This is a genomic window from Thermomonospora curvata DSM 43183 (assembly GCF_000024385.1).
GTDB classification, from domain to species: Bacteria; Actinomycetota; Actinomycetes; order Streptosporangiales; family Streptosporangiaceae; genus Thermomonospora; species Thermomonospora curvata.
Genome location: NC_013510.1, coordinates 1,107,227 through 1,125,399, shown reverse-complemented (window position 1 = coordinate 1,125,399; position 18,173 = coordinate 1,107,227). Strand labels below are relative to the sequence as shown.

Annotated in this window: 16 protein-coding genes; 5 read left to right on the top strand and 11 right to left on the bottom strand. The window is 72.6% G+C overall.

Features of this window, described 5'->3' with window-relative positions:
* The first annotated feature begins 128 nt into the window (after nucleotides 1-128).
* Entirely contained in the window at nucleotides 129-629 is a 501-nt protein-coding gene (locus tag TCUR_RS04875; protein ID WP_012851361.1) for a MarR family winged helix-turn-helix transcriptional regulator, read from the top strand.
* A gap of 321 nt (nucleotides 630-950) precedes the next feature.
* On the opposite strand, the gene TCUR_RS04870 is transcribed toward TCUR_RS04875, so the two are convergent.
* The 6 genes from TCUR_RS04870 to rsmA all read right to left on the bottom strand — a co-directional run bounded on the left by TCUR_RS04870 (nucleotide 951) and on the right by rsmA (nucleotide 6,546).
* Nucleotides 951-2,717, bottom strand: a complete 1,767-nt coding sequence (locus TCUR_RS04870; RefSeq protein ID WP_012851360.1) for an ABC-F family ATP-binding cassette domain-containing protein — start codon at nucleotides 2,715-2,717, stop codon at nucleotides 951-953.
* Nucleotides 2,718-2,900: 183 nt separating this feature from the next.
* The gene (locus tag TCUR_RS04865; protein WP_012851359.1) at nucleotides 2,901-3,194 is read right to left on the bottom strand and encodes a hypothetical protein; all 294 of its coding nucleotides are present in this window, start codon (nucleotides 3,192-3,194) and stop codon (nucleotides 2,901-2,903) included.
* Nucleotides 3,195-3,273: 79 nt separating this feature from the next.
* The gene (locus tag TCUR_RS04860; RefSeq protein ID WP_012851358.1) at nucleotides 3,274-3,567 is read right to left on the bottom strand and encodes a hypothetical protein; all 294 of its coding nucleotides are present in this window, start codon (nucleotides 3,565-3,567) and stop codon (nucleotides 3,274-3,276) included.
* A 114-nt stretch (nucleotides 3,568-3,681) separates the two neighbouring features.
* The gene (locus tag TCUR_RS04855; RefSeq protein WP_041440911.1) at nucleotides 3,682-4,593 is read right to left on the bottom strand and encodes a 4-(cytidine 5'-diphospho)-2-C-methyl-D-erythritol kinase; all 912 of its coding nucleotides are present in this window, start codon (nucleotides 4,591-4,593) and stop codon (nucleotides 3,682-3,684) included.
* Between the two features lie 29 nt (nucleotides 4,594-4,622).
* Nucleotides 4,623-5,666: a glycoside hydrolase family 26 protein gene (locus TCUR_RS04850; protein WP_041439327.1), complete on the bottom strand. Its 1,044-nt coding sequence runs from the start codon at nucleotides 5,664-5,666 to the stop codon at nucleotides 4,623-4,625.
* Nucleotides 5,596-6,546: a 16S rRNA (adenine(1518)-N(6)/adenine(1519)-N(6))-dimethyltransferase RsmA gene (rsmA, locus tag TCUR_RS04845; RefSeq protein ID WP_012851355.1), complete on the bottom strand. Its 951-nt coding sequence runs from the start codon at nucleotides 6,544-6,546 to the stop codon at nucleotides 5,596-5,598. Before rsmA ends, TCUR_RS04850 begins: the two co-directional genes overlap by 71 nt.
* 98 nt (nucleotides 6,547-6,644) lie before the next feature.
* Between rsmA and TCUR_RS04840 the strand changes: the two genes are divergently transcribed.
* Both TCUR_RS04840 and TCUR_RS04835 read left to right on the top strand, forming a co-directional pair.
* Entirely contained in the window at nucleotides 6,645-7,166 is a 522-nt protein-coding gene (locus TCUR_RS04840; protein WP_012851354.1) for a SigE family RNA polymerase sigma factor, read from the top strand.
* Nucleotides 7,163-8,479, top strand: a complete 1,317-nt coding sequence (locus TCUR_RS04835; protein WP_012851353.1) for a hypothetical protein — start codon at nucleotides 7,163-7,165, stop codon at nucleotides 8,477-8,479. The genes TCUR_RS04840 and TCUR_RS04835 overlap by 4 nt, the downstream gene beginning before the upstream one ends.
* Before the next feature lie 146 nt (nucleotides 8,480-8,625).
* Here the strand turns inward: TCUR_RS04835 and TCUR_RS04830 are convergent, their stop codons facing one another.
* Entirely contained in the window at nucleotides 8,626-9,426 is an 801-nt protein-coding gene (locus TCUR_RS04830) for a resuscitation-promoting factor (RefSeq protein WP_012851352.1), read from the bottom strand.
* A 134-nt stretch (nucleotides 9,427-9,560) separates the two neighbouring features.
* Between TCUR_RS04830 and TCUR_RS04825 the strand changes: the two genes are divergently transcribed.
* Nucleotides 9,561-9,803, top strand: a complete 243-nt coding sequence (locus TCUR_RS04825; RefSeq protein ID WP_041439325.1) for a hypothetical protein — start codon at nucleotides 9,561-9,563, stop codon at nucleotides 9,801-9,803.
* A gap of 732 nt (nucleotides 9,804-10,535) precedes the next feature.
* Here TCUR_RS04825 and TCUR_RS04820 read toward each other — a convergent pair.
* The gene (locus tag TCUR_RS04820; RefSeq protein WP_012851350.1) at nucleotides 10,536-11,366 is read right to left on the bottom strand and encodes a TatD family hydrolase; all 831 of its coding nucleotides are present in this window, start codon (nucleotides 11,364-11,366) and stop codon (nucleotides 10,536-10,538) included.
* A gap of 70 nt (nucleotides 11,367-11,436) precedes the next feature.
* Nucleotides 11,437-13,236, bottom strand: coding sequence for a methionine--tRNA ligase (gene metG, locus TCUR_RS04815; RefSeq protein WP_012851349.1), 1,800 nt, complete (start codon nucleotides 13,234-13,236; stop codon nucleotides 11,437-11,439).
* 146 nt (nucleotides 13,237-13,382) lie between these two features.
* On the opposite strand from metG, the gene TCUR_RS04810 reads away from it, so the two are divergent.
* A complete protein-coding gene (locus TCUR_RS04810; RefSeq protein WP_012851348.1) occupies nucleotides 13,383-14,939 on the top strand; it encodes a glycosyltransferase family 39 protein in 1,557 nt (518 codons plus the stop codon).
* 7 nt (nucleotides 14,940-14,946) lie between these two features.
* Here TCUR_RS04810 and TCUR_RS04805 read toward each other — a convergent pair whose 3' ends face one another.
* Nucleotides 14,947-16,734 (bottom strand): hypothetical protein, encoded by a 1,788-nt coding sequence (locus tag TCUR_RS04805; RefSeq protein ID WP_012851347.1) that lies wholly within the window; start codon nucleotides 16,732-16,734, stop codon nucleotides 14,947-14,949.
* A 67-nt stretch (nucleotides 16,735-16,801) separates the two neighbouring features.
* On the bottom strand, nucleotides 16,802-18,094 hold the full coding sequence (locus tag TCUR_RS04800) for a glycosyltransferase family 2 protein (protein WP_012851346.1): 1,293 nt from the start codon (nucleotides 18,092-18,094) through the stop codon (nucleotides 16,802-16,804).
* Nucleotides 18,095-18,173 lie beyond the last annotated feature (79 nt).

The window sequence follows — 18,173 nt, the reverse complement described above, 5'->3', positions numbered from 1 at the left end:
GACGCTTCCGGGAAGCGACGCAGGCGCGGCATCCCGGCGGATCGGCCGCCCCGGGCACCGTCCGCCGGGAGACCGTGACACGGCATCAGGGCAATCTTCTTGATGTCGAGACATGTAGGCTCCCTGCCATGGAGGATGAGGTCGACCGGCTGGTCGCGGCCTGGCGCGCCGAACGGCCGGACCTGGACGTCCAGCCGCTGCATGTCCTCAGCCGCATCTCCCGGCTCGCCCGGCACCTGGATCGCGCCCGGCGGGCGGTGTTCGCGGCGCACGACATGGAGCCCTGGGAGTTCGACGTGCTGACCGCGCTGCGCCGCGCCGGCCACCCCTACCAGCTGAGCCCGGGACAGCTGCTGCGGGCCACCTTGGTGACGTCCGGCACGATGACCAACCGGATCGACCGGCTGGAGGCGGCCGGTCTGGTGCGCCGCCACCCCGACCCGGCCGACAAGCGCGGCGTCCAGGTGCGGCTGACCGACCGGGGACGCACCCGGGTGGACGCGGCCTTCGCCGACCTGCTGGCCCGCGAACACGACCTCCTGAGCGGCCTCAGCCCATCGGACCGCGAGACGCTGGCGAACCTGCTGCGCACCTTGCTGGCCCCCTTCGACGCACCGCCGAACCCATGACCGCCCGGGGCGGTGCGCCTCCCACGGCCATGGCCGGGGGTGAGCCCCTGCGGCACTCGCGAGCGACGGTCACGCGGCGCGCCCCCGCCGGTCGCGGCGGGCGCGGTGGGGCGAGTTCGCGGCTTGCGGGACATGCCCATGCGGCGCCCGCCGACGATCTCCCCGGCCGTCAAGGCCCCGAAAACACCGTTCTCCCCCGGCCGAACCCCGAACGCATGCGCCCGCGACGAAACCGCCGCCGCCTGCCCGGCACCGCTGGGCGAACACGCCCGGGCCCCCGCGGCCGGAGTCCTGCCGCAGACCGGGCGCTCGCCGAGCAGGTCAGCCGGTCTCCTCGGCCAGCAGCAGCCACTGCTCCTCAAGCTCGGCGGTCTCGGCCTGAACGGCCTTGAGCAGCTCGTTGAGCTCGGTGAGCTTTTCGTAGTCGGTGGCGTGGGCGGCCAGTTGCTCGTGCAGCTCCGCCTCCCGGCGGGCGAGCTTGTCCAGGCGGCGTTCGATGCGGTCGAGCTCTTTTTTGATCTTCCAGCTCTGCGCGGCGGGCTTGGCCTTCGCCTTGGCCGGCGGCGCCGAGGAGGAGGAAGAGGCGCGGGCCCGCTCGCTTTGGGCCGCGCGGCGGCGGGCGAGGTATTCGTCCACCCCGCCGGGCAGCAGGCTCACCCGGCCGTCGCCGAGCAGGGCCACGACATGGTCGGTGACGCGTTCCAGGAAGTAGCGGTCGTGGCTGACCACCACCAGCGTGCCCGGCCAGCCGTCCAGCAGGTCCTCCAGCTCGGTCAGCGTCTCGATGTCCAGGTCGTTGGTGGGCTCGTCCAGCAGCAGCACGTTCGGCTCGCCCATCAGCAGCCGCAGCAGCTGCAGGCGGCGGCGCTCGCCGCCGGACAGGTCGCCGATGGGGGTCCACTGGGCCTCGCCGCGAAAACCCAGCCGCTCCAGCAGCTGGCTTGCGGTCCACTCGCGCTTGCCCACGGTGATGCGGCGGCGGATCTCCTCCACCGACTCCAGGACGCGCCGGGACGGGTCGAGCTCCTCCAGGTTCTGCGTCAGGTGGGCGAGGTTGACGGTGCGGCCGCGGACGATCCGGCCCGCCGTGGGGGCCAGCGCGCCGTCCAGCAGGCGCAGCAGGGTGCTCTTGCCGCTGCCGTTCACCCCCACCAGGCCGACCCGGTCGCCGGGGCCCAGCCGCCAGGTCAGGCGGTGGAACAGGGTGCGGCCGGCCAGCTCCAGCGAGACGTCCTCCAGGTCCAGGACGGTCTTGCCGAGCCGAGCGGTGGCGAAACGGGTCAGCTCCACGCTGTCGCGCGGGGGCGGCTCATCGGCGATCAGCGCCTGGGCGGCCTCCACCCGGAACTTGGGCTTGGAGGTGCGGGCCTGCGGGCCGCGGCGCAGCCAGGCCAGCTCCTTGCGCAGCAGGTTCTGCCGCTTGGCCTCGGCGGCCGCGGCCAGCCGGGCGCGTTCGGCCTTGGCCAGCACGTAGGCGGAGTAGCCGCCCTCGTAGCGCTCGACCCGGCCGTCCACGACCTCCCAGGTGCGCTCGGTGACCTCGTCCAGGAACCAGCGGTCGTGGGTGACGACCACCAGCGCGCCGCGCCGGGCCTTCAGGTGGCGGGCCAGCCAGTCGATGGCCTCGATGTCCAGGTGGTTGGTGGGCTCGTCCAGCACCAGCAGGTCGGTATCGGGCACCAGCAGGGCGGCCAGCGCGACCCGCCGCCGCTCGCCGCCGGACATGCCGGCCAGCGGTGCCTGCAGCGGCACGTCGGCCAGCAGCCCGGACAGGATGTCGCGGATGCGAGTGTCGCCGGCCCACTCGTGCTCGGGCCGGTCCCCCAGGACCACGGAGGCGACGGTGGCATCGCGGGCGAACTCGTCCCGCTGGGCCAGGTATCCCAGCCGCAGCCCGCGGGCGTGCGTCACCCGCCCGGCGTCGGGCTCGATGCGCTTGGTCAGCAGGGAGATCAGGGTGCTCTTGCCGCCGCCGTTGCGGCCGACCACGCCGATCCGGTCGTCGTCGTGGACGCCGAGGGACACCTCCTGCAGCAGCGGCCTGGGCCCGTAGGACTTGCTGACGGTCTCAAGACTGATCAAGTTCACGGCACCACCCAGGCTAGTGGGCCTTGTTTCCCCACGTGGCCTCAGCGGGCCCGGACGGGAGCCCCGGCGCTGCCCGAAAGCACGTCGTCACAGGCCACGGCGTCGTCTCCGACCTGCGACGTCCCGGATGCGGCCTGCGGGAACGGCGTGCTCGCAGAAGGCGCGGCGCCATCTCCCCGGCCGTCAGCACCCCACGGCGCCGCCCGCATCGCAGACCGTCACGCTGGAGCCGGTGTCGGAGACCACCGTGGTGGGGCCGGGGTCGCAGATCACCGGGACGACGGGGCGGATGTCCGATGCGCCCGATCCGTACGGCTCATCCCGCCGTTCGGTGGTGCGGGACGCGGTGCTTTCGGAGCAGGGCTCGGCCTGCAAGCGGCGCGCCCGCCGCCTGCGCCGCACGCCCAGCAGGACGACCGTGGCGAGCGACATCAGCGCGGCGAAAGTGAGGATCGACACGACGGCGATGCCCGGCATGGTTCCTCCAACTGGTCCGGTTGCGCTTTGGACGGGGCCGGAAAGTCATCGGTTCCGGCGCAGACGGCCGCAAGCGGGCTCAGTCGCAGGAGGACGATCCGCCGTCGGAGGAGCCGCTGTCGCACGAGAAGTCCTGGAAAGCGCTATCACCGCTGGAAAAGGAGGAGGAGAAGCCGCCGCCGACGTCAACGGGCCCCCACGGCCGGGCTCCGCCCCACCGTCCCCTGTGGCCGTAGCCGGCCGGCGAGTACGGGGAGACCGGAGGCACGGTCTTCCGGATCTTGCGGATCAGAAAGAACGCCAAAATCCCGGCCAGCGCCATCGGCAGCAGCATGAGGAAAATGACGGCGCCCGCCACGACGAAAGTCCACATCCGCATCCTCCCGGAAGCCGGTTCCGGCGCTGCTCGCCGGATACGCACCTTTCGATGGTGCACGACGCCCGGAAGTTCACGGGCGGAAAATCCGCGGGGCGGCTCGCCCGGGCCTCACCCGCCGGCCACGACGGTGGCGCCGGGCACCGGGCCATGGGCGCTGACGGCCGCGCGCACCAGGCCGGCCTCGGACAAGGCGGCGGCCAGCTCGGCGGCGTGCCCGGCCGAACGGGCCAAAAAGGCGCAGGTCGGGCCGGAGCCGGAGACCAGGGCGCCGAGCGCGCCGCCCTCCCGGCCCGCCTGCAGGGTGCGGCGCAACGACGGGCGCAGCGACAGCGCCGCCGGTTGCAGGTCGTTGGCGAGGGCGGCGCCGAGGGCTTCGGCGTCCCCGCGCTCCAGCGCATCGAGCAGGGCCTGGGAGCGGCGCGGCGGGCCGACCCGCTGCCCGGCCGCCTCGCGCAGCCGGTCGCACTCGGCGTAGACGGCGGGGGTGGACAGGCCGCCGTCGGCGAGGGCGAACACCCAGTGGAAGCGGCCGCCCACCGGGACGGGGGTGAGCACCTCGCCCCGCCCGGTGCCGATCGCGGTGCCGCCGAGCAGGGCGAACGGCACGTCGCTGCCCAGGTCCGCGGCCAGGTCCGCAAGGCGGACGCCGGATGCGTCCCACAGCCGGGCGCAGGCGACCAAAGCGGCGGCGGCGTCGGCGCTGCCGCCGGCCATGCCGCCGGCGACCGGGATCGTCTTGTGGATGGTCAACGCCACGTCCGGCCTCGCGCCGATCCGCTCGGCCAGCAGCCGGGCGGCGCGGGCGGCGAGGTTGTCCTCGCCCACCGGCACGCCTTCCACCGACTCCCCGCGCACCGTCACGGTCAGCTCGTCGGCGGGCTCGGCCGTCACCTCATCGAACAGGGAGACGGCGTGGAAGACGTTGACCAGGTCGTGGTAGCCGTCCGCGCGCAGCGGCCCCACGGCCAGCTGCAGGTTCACCTTGGCCGGCACCCGGACGGTCACAGCTGTCACGGCCATGATCGTATCGGGCGCGGCGGGCGCGCCGGTCACCGTCCCGTGGTGACCGGGAGGCTGCGGGGGTTGAAGAAGGGGGTGGTGGCCATCTCCCGCAGCGCCGAGGCGGCCGGGCGGTCGCCGGTCAGCGCATACATGTGGCGGCGGTCGCCGGCGTCTTCGGCATCGTCGTCGGAGTGGTAGTAGACGACCGCCTTGACCTGCGGGTCCTGCAGGTAGGTGGCGGTCTTGCGGAGCCACTCGGCGCGGCGCTTGCCGTAGGCGCGCGGCACCCCGAACTCCGGGATCATGATCGGCTTGGGGTGTTCGCGGGCCCACTCCATGAAGAAGCGGGCGGCCTCGGAGAAGTCCCGGTAGGCGTAGGTGCCGCCGGGGTAGATGTCCGCCGCGATCCAGTCGACCTGGTCGTCGCCGGGGTAGTAGGCGGTGGCGGCGCCGCTGCGGAAACCGGCGGCGGTCGGCGACCACACCCAGGCGACGTTGTCGGCCCGCTCCTGCCGGAAGATCTCCCGCAGACGCCGCCAGGCGGCCGTGAAGTCCTGCGGGGAGTGGATCCGCTCGCGGACCTTCTCGGCGTCCATGCCGGGCTGCCAGCGCAAGAAGACCGGCTTGTCCAGCTCCCGGATGGCCCGGGCCCGCTGCCGGATGTGGGCGTCGTGCTCACCGGATGCGATTTCGCGGGTGTCGGTTCCGGACCAGGTCAGCAGCAGGTGGCGGCCGCCGCTCACCAGCTCCCTGTCAGAGTCGCGGGGAAAGCGCTGCTTCCAGGAGCGGTAGGCGGCGACGATGTCCAGCCGCCGTCCCATGTCGCGTTCGAACTCGGTGACCGCCGCCACCTGCGCCCGGTCGGGGTCGGCGGCAGCGGGGGACGGTGAGGCCGACGGCGACGGCCGCGCGCCGTCCGGATCGACCCAGGCCCCGAAGTAGGCGCCCTTGGCCGGAGGGACGGGCGCGACCCCGGGACGGGCCGTGGTCTGGATCTTCGGTGCGGCTTTGGTGTCCCCACTACAGGCCGGCAGCGCCAGCACCGCCGCGAGCATCATCGCTCCGACGACCCGCGACCGCCCCTTCACCATGCTCCTCCGTAGGTTCGTCCACAGCGATGAGAGGACGATACTGGGCGATGCGGGCGAAGGCGGCCACATCCAGGGCCTCTCCCCTGGCCTTGGGGTCCACTCCGGCGGCGCGCAGCACCCGTTCGGCCGCCTCGGCCGAGCCCGCCCAGCCCGCCAGCGCCGCCCGCAGCGTCTTGCGGCGCTGGGCGAAGGCCGCGTCGATCACCGCGAAGACCTCTTCGCGGGAGACCTGCGCCACCGGTTCGGCGCGCCGGGTGAAGGCCACCAGGGCCGAATCGACGTTGGGCACCGGCCAGAACACCGCCCGTCCCACCGGCCCGGCCCGCCGGGCGTGGGCGTGCCAGGCCAGTTTCACCGACGGCACCCCGTAGACCTTGCCGCCGGGCCGGGCCACCAGGCGTTCGGCGACCTCGGCCTGCACCATCACCAGGCCGCGGCGCAGCGTCGGGAAGGCCGCCAGCAGGTGCAGCACCACCGGGACGGCGACGTTGTAGGGCAGGTTGGCCACCAGGGCGGTCGGCGGCGGGCCGGGCAGCTCGGTGACGCGCAGCGCGTCGGCGTGCACCACCTCCAGCCGGTCGGCCAGCCGCGGCGCCCGCCGGCGCACGGTGTGCGGCAGTTGCCCGGCCAGCACCGGGTCGATCTCGATGGCGACCACCCGCTGCACGCGTTCCAGCAGCGCCAGGGTGAGCGAGCCCAGCCCCGGCCCCACCTCGACCACCACGTCCGTCTCGTCCAGGTCGGCCTCGCGGACGATGCGGCGCACCGTGTTGGCGTCGATGACGAAGTTCTGCCCGAGCGTCTTGGTGGGCCGCACGCCCAACCGCGCGGCCAGCTCACGTACTTCGGCCGGGCCCAGCAACACCTGTGAGTCCCCCACCGGCCCAGTGTCCCAGCTCCGCGGCCCTGCCCGTGCCGCCCGCCGGGGGATCGTGCAACAGCTCGGGCCCCTGGCGCGTCCTGGAGGCGACAGAAAGGATGCCTGTGGACGATGACGGCGCGACCTACGAGTCGTTCGTGACCAGCCGTGCCCAGTCGCTGCTCCGCTACGGCTACGTGCTGACCGGTGACCCCCACGACGCCGCCGACCTGCTCCAAGAGAGCCTGGTGCGGTTGCGCGCCGCCTGGCCGAGGGTCGTCAACAAACGCGACCCCGAAAGCTATGTGCGGACGATCATGGCGCGTCAGCACATCGGCGTCTGGCGGCGGCGCAGGCGCGAGCGTCCGGTCGGCGAGCTGCCGGAGGCGGGGTACATCGAGCGGGGCCTGGAGCGGGCCGAGCACGACCCGCGGCTATGGGACCTGCTGACGGCGCTTCCCCGCCGCCAGCGGGCGGTGCTGGTGCTGCGTTACTACGAGGACATGTCGGATGAGGAGATCGCCGCGACGCTCGGCATCTCCCGGGGGACGGTGCGCAGCCAGGCCGCACGCGCCCTGGACAAGCTCCGCGCGCAGTGGCGGCCGTCCCCCGACCGTGCCGAGAGCGGGAGCCCACGATGACCGACGAACTGACCGAAGCTTTGAGGGCGACGTTGCAGGCCGCCGCGCAGGACGCGCCGGCCCCGCAGCCGGACCTGCTGCAGCGGGTGGAGCGGCGGCATCGGTCCCGGCGCCGTGGCCGGGCGGGGCTGGCCGCGGTGGCGGCGCTGGCGGTGATCGGCGGCTCCGGCGCCGTTGTCTCCGCGGTGGGTTCCAAGGACGCCCCGGACCCGGCGCAGCCCGCCATGCGCGCAACCCCCGGCCCGCTGACGCCCGCCGCGCCGCCCGAACCGGTCCCGCTGGAGCGGCTGTGGCCGCAGGCGGTGCGGACCGTCCCCGACCGGCTGCCGGGCGGCCGCCGCTACCGGCCGATCACGTTGCTGGACGACACCAGGCTGCTGGTGGCCACCGAGTCCGGTTTCGAAAAGACCGACCAGCTGCTGACCTATGACCTCGATGCCCGCCGGGTCACCGGGGCCATCCGGGTGCCCGTGCCTTCTGACGCCGTCGTCTTCCCTTCGGACTTCTCCGTGGGCGGCGGCCATGTGGCCTGGTGGATCAAGCGCAGGACCGCCGGGCGGAGCGTCATCGAGATCTGGGCGGCCCCGCTGGGCGGCGGTGAGGGCCGCCGGGTCGCCGCCATGGACCGCGGCCGCGGGCAGGAGGACGTGCGGCTGCTGACCATCGGCGGCGGCAAGATCTACTGGTCCATGGGCGAGTGGGGCGGGTCTCCCGAGGGCGTGTATGAGGTTCCCCTGAGCGGCGGCCCGGCCGGCAAGGTGCCCGGCAGCGCCGGGTTCCAGGTGCTGGCATGGCCCTGGATCGGCGCGCCGGGCCCGAGCGAGTTCGGCGAGGGCAAAGCCGGCGACCGCTACCACGGCACGCTGCGCGACCTGCGGACCGGGCGGACGCAGACCGCGGCGTTGGCCCGGATTCCCGGGCCGTGGAACTGCGGCATCACCTGGTGCGTGGGCTACCGGACCCCGCCGCAGAAGCGGACGGGGCCGGAGCTCGAGTCACCGGTCTATCTGCAGCGCCGGGACGGCACTCAGGGCCGCGTCCTGCGAGGCGTCACGCCCTTCCCGCCCGAGCCCGGTCTGCTGGCCTACGACCGTTTCCTGGCTTACACCCTGGAGTCCAGGAAGGACGGCCGGCCGGCCCCGAAGATAGCGCTCTATGACGTGCAGACCGGAAAGGTGGGCGCGATGGAGCTGCCGACCGCAAAGGACGGCAGCTACTCCGTGCCCGGCCCGGTCAAGGAGCCCTATGACCGGCTCTTCACGATCGACCGCAAGGACTCCTACGTCCTGGTGGATCTGGCGAAGATCCGCTGACCTCCACCGGGTGGCGCACCCGTCCGCGGGGGCCGGGCGCACCAGGGTGAACACCGGTCCCCGCCAATACGGGCGGCCATCCGGAAGCCATCCGGATGGCTGCCTGCGCCGCGGGACGAAGGACGGCCCGTTGCGGGCACCGAGCGCTAGCTGAACAGGTACTTGCCGCAGTGGGGCCATTGGCCCTGCCAGCGGCCGCCCACCTTGTTGTAAAGGAGCTGGGCGCGATAGGTCTGCTCTTCGGGGGATGCCTGGGAGGGCAGGCCGGTGCCGCCCACCGAGGCCCAGGTCTGCAGGGAGAACTGGTACAGGCCGTAGTAGCCGGCGGGGTTGACGGCGTTGGGACGGCCGCCGGACTCGCACTTGGCCAGGGCCGCCCAGTTGAGGCCGGCGACGGGGCCGCCGACGCTGGCCGGCTGCGGGCCGATCTCCAGGATCTGCGTGACGGGCTTGCGGAGGATCTTCTGGGCCACCACCGCCTTGACCTTCTTGCCCTTGCTGTTGCGGACGTAGGCGATCATGACGACCTTGATGCCGGGCCGGCCCTGCCGGACGGTCCTGGTGGTCCAGGCCGCCAGCTGCTGGTTCTTCCGGCGCCTGACCGGCGGGTCGATCTTGATCTTTCTGGTCACCGGCGCCGACAGCAGCCGCCGCACCTTGATCGCGTCCCCGGCCGGTTCGTCGATCTTCGGTTTGACCAGGTAGTACCTGCCGAGCTCCACCCCGGCCTGGGCCAGCACCTCGCGGACGGTGGTGCCGGTGGTCATGGCGGTGGTCGTCTCGCCGTCCACCGTGATGGTCACCTGGCGGGGGCTGGGGGCGGGCGTGGTGGCCCGGGGCGCGTCCGCCGCCAGGGCCTTGCGGGAGCCGCCGTCATCGCCGCCGCAGGCGGACGTGCCCGCCGCCAGCAGCGCGGCGGTGAGCGCGATCGCGGGGGTCCGGCGCACCAAAGGTCCCTCCAGGGCACGACAGCATCAACCGCGCCAGACGATAGGGGCATTCACCACCCCACCGCCACCGAAACCGGGACACTTCCCCGCCAACGTGGACGGTCTCAGCACCGCTTGCTATGGCGTCCTGCATGCCGCTCGCCGCCCGCCTGACCCTGCTCGCCACGGTGGTGGCCCTCATCGGGGCGTTCAACTGCTATCCCGCCCTGCTGATCTACAACCAGATCGCCGGAGAGCAGGTCACCGTCCACATCACCGAGTGCCGTTACGAACGCAAGAGCCGGCACTGCCGCGGCACCTGGCGCGATTCGCCGGGCGGGTGCACGAAGGGACCGTCAAGGAGGTCTGGCACGGCGAGGAAGGACGGCGGGTGAGCGCGCAGGCCGGGCCGGTGGGCGTCTACGCAGGCGGGCCGTCCCGGCAGTGGGTGTGGCTGACCGCACCGGTGATCACCGGCGTCGCCCTGCTGGTGGGCACGGTCATGCTGTCCTGGGCGATGGTGCGCGTCCGGGTCCATGGCCGCGCGCTGCTGTCCCGGCCGGGTGCGCTGCCGGCCGGGCGCCGCCGACGGGCGGACATTCGTGGTGCTGCGTCCGGTCCCGGCGCCGCCCGGTCACGTCCCGGTGTCTCTTCCGGGCTCAAAACCCGGGAAGAAGAGCGCCACGATCTTCGACGTGGCGTTCCACCTGGCCGCCAATCCCCGCCGCCGCGAGCGTTTCCTCGCCGCGCAGACCCCCTCCGGCGCGGTGCGGTTCATCATCGAGCGCCGCCCCGCAGGGGCGAACCATCCGGAGACCTGGCTGCTGACTGCCGAGGGTCAGGCCCGTGGCGTGGTGCGGCGCCTGGACGGGTCGCCTGCCCGCGTCCAGTTCCTGCGCGCCGACGGGCAGCGCGTCGGCTCACTGAAACACGACCCGCAGCCGCCCAAGCCGGCCGGTACCTCGTCCGCGACCGGTCCGGCCGTCACGTCGCCACGGTCGGCCCCGGCACGTTCCGGCGGTGGGCCTGCCACATCGAGCCCGGCACCGACCCGCTGCTGCGGGACCTGGTGCCGGCCTTGCTCGCCGACGCCGGCCGCTTCGCCCTCTCCTAGTGCGGCCTCCCGGTCACCAGGGGCCGAACAGGCGTTCCCCGTTGGCGGCGATGGCGCTGCACAGCTCGGCGACGTCCACGCCCTTCACCTCGGCCATGAAACGGACCGTCAGCGGGATCAGGTAGGAGGCGTTGGGCTTGCCCCGGTGCGGGACCGGCGTCAGGAACGGCGCGTCGGTCTCTACCAGGATCAGCTCCAGCGGGGCCACCCGCAGCGCCTCGCGCAGCGGCTCGGCGTTCTTGAAGGTGACGTTGCCGGCGAAGCTCATCACATAGCCGCGGTCGGCGCACTTTTTGGCCATCTCGGCGTCGCCGGAGAAGCAGTGGAAGACGACCCGCTCGGGGGCGCCCTCCTGCTCCAGCACGGCCAGGACGTCCTCGTGGGCCTCCCGGTCGTGGATCATCAGCGGCTTGCCGGTGCGCTTGGCGATGTCGATGTGCGCCCGGAAGGAGCGGTGCTGGTCCTCCTTGGGGGCCCAGTCGCGGTAGTAGTCCAGCCCGGTCTCCCCGACCGCCCGCACCTCCGGCCGCGCCGCCAGCTCGGCGATGTCGTCCAGGACGTCGTCGCTGACGCCGGTGGTGTCGTTGGGGTGGATGGCCACCCCGGCGTAGACGTCGGGGTTCTCCCGGGCGGTCTGGGCCGCCCAGGTGGAGGACTTCAGGTCGCAGCCGATGGTGAGGATGCGGCGGATGCCGACCGCGTGCGCGGCCGACACCGCCTGCGGCACCGGCACCTTCAGCAGATCGAGGTGACAGTGGCTGTCGAGGATGTCGACCGGCAGCGCCTCCGGCAGGGGAGGAAAGCTCGCGCTGATGAAGCCGTCGCCGGCCCGTTCGCTGGTCATGACCCACTCCGTGTGAGACCGTGGCCGCCGGGCGGCGGCCACCCGTCCACCATGTTCAACGAGGTGCCGGTCAGGACTGTTCCAGCCGGGCCAGCTCCTCCTCCACGATCGAGGCGTCCAGCTTGGCGAACAGCGGCTTGGGCTTGGCCAGCGGGGTGCCGGGGCGGATCGGCCGGTGCTCCCAGCGGGCCTGCTCGACGGTGTAATCCCCGGTGATCACCGCGTACGAGGGGCCGCCTTCTTCGTCCACCTCGCGGATCTCCGGCATGGCCGCCCAGACGCCTTCGCCGCCCAGCATCTTGTGGACCTTGTCGGAGGACTTGGGCAGGAACGGGGTGAGCAGCGTCTTGGCGTCGTCGACCACCTGCAGCGCCACGTGCAGGATGGTGCCCTTGCGCGCCTTGTCCTCCACCTTCCACGGCTGCTGGGTGGACAGGTAGCCGTTGGCCTCCCGGACGACCTCGAACGCCTCGGTGACGGCGTTCTTGAAGCGGGAGCGGCCCAGCTCGGCGCCGACCCGGTCGAAGGCGGCGCGGCTGCGTTCCAGCAGCGCCCGGTCGACGTCGGTCAGCTCCCCGGCCTCGGGGATGGCGCCGAACTCCTTGGCGGCCATGTTCAGCGACCGGTTGACCAGGTTGCCCCACTGGGCGACCAGCTCGTTGTTGTTGCGCTCGCGGAAGTGCTGCCAGGTGAAGTCGGTGTCCTGGGTCTCCGGCCCGGCCACCGCCACGTAGTAGCGCAGCGCGTCTACGTCATAGCGCTCCAGGAAGTCCTTGACGTAGATGACCACCTGGCGGGAGGAGGAGAACTTGCGGCCCTCCATCGTCAAGAACTCCGAGGCCACCACCTCGGTGGGCAGGTTCAGCGCGCCCAGGGAGCCGGGCTTGCCGCCCTTGTCGCCCTTGCCGCTGTAGCCCAGCAGCATCGCCGGCCAGATCTCGGAGTGGAAGACGATGTTGTCCTTGCCCATGAAGTAGTAGGACAGGGCGTCGGGGTCCTGCCACCAGGCCCGCCAGGCCTCCGGGTCGCCGGAGCGGCGCGCCCACTCCACCGAGGCGGAGAAGTAGCCGACCACCGCGTCGAACCACACATACAGCCGCTTGTCGGGGCGGTCCCGCCAGCCCTCCAGCGGCACCGGCACGCCCCAGTCCAGGTCGCGGCTGATGGCGCGGGGCTGCAGGTCCTCCAGCAGGTTGAGGGAGAACTTCAGCACGTTGGGCCGCCACTGGCCCTGCTTGCTGCGCAGGTAATCGCTGAGCGCGTCGGTGAAGGCCGGCAGGTCGAGCATGAAGTGCTCGGTCTCCACGAACTGTGGCTTTTCACCGTTGATGCGGCTGCGCGGGTTGATCAGGTCGACCGGGTCCAGCTGGTTGCCGCAGTTGTCGCACTGGTCGCCGCGCGCCCCGTCGTACGAGCAGATCGGGCAGGTGCCCTCGATGTAGCGGTCGGGCAGGGTGCGCCCGGTGGACGGGGAGATCGCGCCGAGGGTGGTCTTGGGGAAGATGTAGCCGTTGTCGTAGAGGCCCTTGAAGATCTCCTGGACCACCGCGTAGTGGTTGCGGGTGGTGGTCCGGGTGAACAGGTCATACGACATGCCGAGGGCCTGCAGGTCGCCGGCGATGACACGGCTGTAACGGTCGGCGACCTCGCGCGGCCCGACGCCCTCTTTATCGGCCTGCACCAGGATGGGGGTGCCGTGCTCGTCGGTGCCGCTGACCATCAGGACCTTGTTGCCCGCCATCCGCTGGTAGCGGCTGAACATGTCACAGGGCAGCGCGAAACCGGAGACGTGCCCGATGTGGCGGGGCCCGTTGGCATATGGCCAGGCGGGCGCGGCCAGGATGTGCCTGGACTGACTCGACGAGGACATGCAGCCAAGCCTAGTCGCCTTGGCATCTTCAGTCGTCTCGATATCGCCGCTCCATCCCGGCATGCGGCGTCGGCGCCGATACGCTAGGCCGACGATCCCGCGACTGTTTTCCCGCAACGGCCCAAGGCAGAGGTTCGGATTTCGGCATGGCCCCAACGACGGTGCGCGAGCCCGCCACGGAAGAAGACTCCCCCAAGGCCGTGAAACCGGCCCGCAGACCGCTGCTGCGGCGCCGGGTGGTGTGGCTGTCGGCGCTGGTCGCGGCGGCCGCCGTGGCCGTGCAGTGGGTCATCATGACGCCGCCGCTGTACTACGACCCCTACTACGTGTTCGAGGGGGCGCGGCGCTGGCCGGACATCCCGCTGGACCGCTGGCCGTTCAACGAGGTGCCCCACCAGGTCTCCCGGATCGGGCTGGTGCTGCCCACCCGGCTGCTGCAGGAGCTGCTGGGGGACGGGCAGGCCGCCTACTTCGCCATGGCCGCGCTCGGCGGGATCGTCTTCTTCGTCGGCTGCTACCTGGTGATCCGCTCGCTGTTCGGCGACAAGGTGGGGCTGCCGGCGGCGCTGCTGCTGATCGTGCACCCGTTCTTTCTGCTGACCAACCCCTTCAGCCGGGAGGTGACCTGGTCGGCGGGGGTGCTGCTGCCGGACATGCCGGGTGCGGGGCTGTTCGCGTTCGGGGTCGCCGGGATCATCGCGGCGAGCCGCCGCAGCGGCCGCAAGCAGACCCTGCTGCTGGTGGCGGCCGGGTTGTGCCTGGGGTCGGCGTTCCTGATCCGCGACTTCGTGGCGTTCATGTACGTGGCGATCCCGGTGTTCTTCCGGCTGCTGGACATCTCCTGGCGGAAGCTGCCGGTGATCGCCGCGCCGATGCTGGGCGTGCTGGCGGTGAGCATGCTGCACAACCAGCTGGTGTGGGGCAACGCCATGTCGGCGCTGCGGTCGGCGGCCGGGCACGGCGGGACGCCCGGCGAGCCGGTCACCCGGATGCTGGCGCTGCGGTCCTTTGAGCGGGCCATGACCGACTGGCACCCGCTGGGCTGGGTGTTCGTGGCGCTGCTGGCGTTGAACGTGATCGGCTGGGCGGTGACGCGGGACCGGCGGCTGGCGTTCACGCTGGTGTGGTTCGTGACGCTGGCGGTGCCGCTGACCCTGCTGTCGGGGCTGCTGAACCCGGACCACATCACGCTGCGGGGCTGGCTGGTGCGGTACTGGTTCGCGGTGTTCCCCGCGCTGCTGGCCGGCGGGCTGGGCGCGCTGGTGCTGCTGGCGGGCGGGATTCCCCGGGCGCGGGTGCGCGCCGGGGTGGCGGCGGCCGTCTGCGCGCTGGCCGCGCTCTACGTTCCGGTGTCCGTGGCGCAGGTGCCGGACCTGCCGCGCGACAAGGCGTGGCGGGAGCTGCGGGCCTGGCTGGCCGGGCGGGACGACCTGCCGGTGATCTGGTCGGACCACCGGCTGGCGCAGACGCTGACCTTCTACACCCGCTCGGTGTGGGGTGAGCGGCTGTGGGACGGGCGGATCCGGTCCTTCCCCCACGAGTACCGGGCGATCCCGGTGATCGCCGCGGACGGGCCGTTCCTGTACACCCGGTGGCGCGGCCAGGAGCCGCCCATGGTGGCCAACACCCGCCTGACGGAGGAGGAGGGCTACCGGCTGCTGTGGCGTTCCTCCGACGGGCTGCTGCAGATCTGGGCGCGCTGACCTGCGGCTAGGGGACGGACGGCCGCCGCGTCCAGGCGACCCAGTGGCCTTCGTGGCTGCGGCGGCTGCCGGCCACGCGCCAGCCGGGCGGGGCGTCCGGCCAGGTCCGCTCGGGCGGCGCGGTGCCGTCCCAGGCCAGCAGCACCACCTCGGCCCCGGCCGGGGGGCGCTGGGAGTCGCCGCGGAACCACTGCACCTCGGTCCAGGAGATCTGGTAGAGCTGCATCACCCAGATCTTCCAGTTGATCGTGCTGTCGATGGCCACCTGCGGCCTGCCTCGCGGGTCGGCGATCGCGCCCAGGTCGGAGGCGGCGCGCATGTCGCGGACGAACGGGCGCGACACCCGCCAGGCCGCCGCGGTGCTCGCCGCCGCGTTGACCACCACCAGCAGCCCCACCAGCGCGGCGGCCCCCCACCGGCGCCAGGAGGCGACCGCCAGCGCCGCCGCCAGCAGCCCCAGCCCCGCCAGCGTCGCCGCCCACAGGTGCAGCGACGTCCAGTCCCAGGTCAAAAAGCCGGTCTCGGGGAAGTCGAAGGGGAAGAACACATACTCGTCGAAGCGGGCGCCGGCCCGCAGTTCGATCACCACGGCGATGGCGACGGTCACCGCGGCGACCGCGGCGGCGGCCGCCGCGGCGGTGCGGCGGCGTGCGCGCAGCAGCACCGCCGTCCCCAGCGTGAACAGCAGCGGCGCCAGGCAGGCCAGGTAGCGGCCGTAGGCGTGGTTGCCGACGCGCTGCTCATCGGGGAGGGCGGCGGCGGTGGCGAAGGCGATCCCGGCGACGGTGGCCAGCACTCCCAGCGCCAGTGCCCGCAGCCGGGGCGGGGCGGTGCGGCCGAACGCGACGGCCGCCACGGCCGCCAGCCCGAGACCCGCCACCCCCCAAGTGCCGACGATCAGGTACCAGATCTGCCCGGCCCCCACCCCGAGCGTCCAGGCGTGGCCGTCCACCGTGGTGAGCCGCTCGACCAGCATCGCGCCCATGTCGTAGGAGCCGCGCGGGTACAGCCGCGGCCAGATCCAGCCGTTCAGCAGCATGCCGCCGCCGGCCACACAGCCGGCCGCCAGGGCGCTCGCGCCCGCCGACCACCAGGGCCGCCAGCGCAGCAGCACCGCCGCCGCCAGCACGCCGCCGTGGACGACCAGCACCACCACGCCGCGCGAGTGCAGGGCGTAGGCGTACCCCGCCAATAGACCGGCGGCCGCGCCCGGCAGCGCCGTTCTCGCCGGGGAGGCGTCCTGACACAGCCACGAGTGCAGCAACAGCAGCCAGCCCAGCAGGACGACCGGCAGCACCGCGTCCGTCAGGGCGTACTGGGTGAAGAAGACCGCGGCGGGCAGCAGCGCCGTCGCGTGCGCGACGGCCTGCGCCCGCCCTCGCGTCAGGCCCAACCGGCGGGCCAGCAGGTAGGCCAGGGGGAACAGCAGAGCGCCCACCAGCGCGTTGATGACCATGACGAGCCGGTAGACGGCCTGCGGGTCCTGGCCGCCCAGCCAGAAGGCGGGCAGGAGCAGCAGCGGGTAGCCGCCCCGGTAGGGGGTGCTGCTGGAGATGTCGGCCGCGGGGCCGCCGATGATCAGGCGCGCGGCGAACAGGTAGCCGGTCTCGTCGGGGTTGGCCACCGGCGCGCTCTGCCCGGACGCCAGCCAGATCCGCACCCCGGCCTGCGCCAGCCAGCCGGCCGCCAGCAACAGCCCCCACGGCAGGGGCCGTCGCGCGCCTGCCGCACCGTCCCCGAAGGACCGTGGGGCTTGCGGCGCGAGCAGCAGGGAGCCGGTGGTCCTGGTGGTCATGTCGCAGCAGCCTGGCACAGCATGGGCGGCGGGCTCCAACCGGCCCCCTGGGCGGGGAGGCGCCGGTTCAGCCGGCGGCCTGCGCCCCCTCCTCGTCGCGTCCGGCGGCGCGAGCGGCGGAGACCTTGCCGTCGCCGGTCTCCTCGGCGGCCACCCGGTCGGCGGCGGCGTCCACCACCACGGCGGCCTCCTCGGCCGCGTCCGGCAGGCGCGGGTGCTCGCGGCGGCGGATGTAGAGGATGCTGACGAACATCGAGGCGAAGATCGCCTGGAAGCTCATCACCAGCGCGGTCGCCGACGGGACGACCATGCGCAGCGACTGGCGCGGGTCCAGTTCACCGAAGTTGTTGACCCGCCAGTGCAGCAGCGAGGCCACCAGGCCGGCCAGCCCGGCCAGCGCCAGCAGCCCGCCCAGCACCAGGCCGCGTTCCATCGTCCACCAGGCCACCAGCCGGTCCACCCGGCGGTCGCGCGGCAAAAAGCCCTCTTCCATCGCATAGACCTTGGTGAACAGGGCGAACAGCACCGCCTGGAAGCCGATGACCATGGCCGCTCCGGCGCCTACCAGGGTGTCGACGTCGAAGGCGACATCGCCCACCCGCACCGGGCCGAACGACAGCGCTATCCCGGCCGCCAGGCCGATCAGCATGAACAGCAGGCCCGGGATGAGGAACAGCCAGCGCGGGCTGTACAGCAGCAGGAAGCGCAGGTGGCGCCAGCCGTCCCGCCAGGTGTTCAGGTGCGGCGGGCGGGAGCGGCCGTCCTTGGACAGCGTGGTGGGGACTTCGCGGATGTCGTAGCCGGCCAGGGTGGCGCGCACCACCATCTCGCTGGCGAACTCCATGCCGCCGGTCTGCAGCCCCAGCCGCAGGATGGAGTCGCGGCGGAAGGCGCGCAGCCCGCAGTGGAAGTCGCCGATCTTGCTGCCGAAGAACAGCCGACCGATGAAGCTCAGCACCGGATTGCCCAGGTAGCGGTGCAGCGGCGGCATCGCCCCCGGCTCGATCCCGCCCTTGAAGCGGTTGCCCATCACCAGGTCGGCGCCGTCGCGCAGTTCCTTCAGGAACGGCATCAGCGCGGTGAAGTCGTAGGAGTCGTCCGCATCGCCCATCACGACGTACCGGCCGCGGGCCGCGCGGATGCCGCCCATCAGCGCGTTGCCGTAGCCCCGGTCGGCCACCGGCACCACGCGGGCGCCGGCGGCACGGGCGATCTGCTGGCTTCCGTCGGTGCTGCCGTTGTCGGCGACGACGACCTCGCCGTCGATGCCGTGTTCTTCGAAGAACCCGAGCGCCTTGCGTATGCACGTCTCCAGCGTCTCGGCCTCATTGAGACACGGCATCACCACGGAGAGTTCCACGGAGATCTCCTTCGTTACCGATGGTGACCGTCTTTGGGTGCTGTCGATATACTTTCCTGCTTGCTCCGGCGAGCGGACG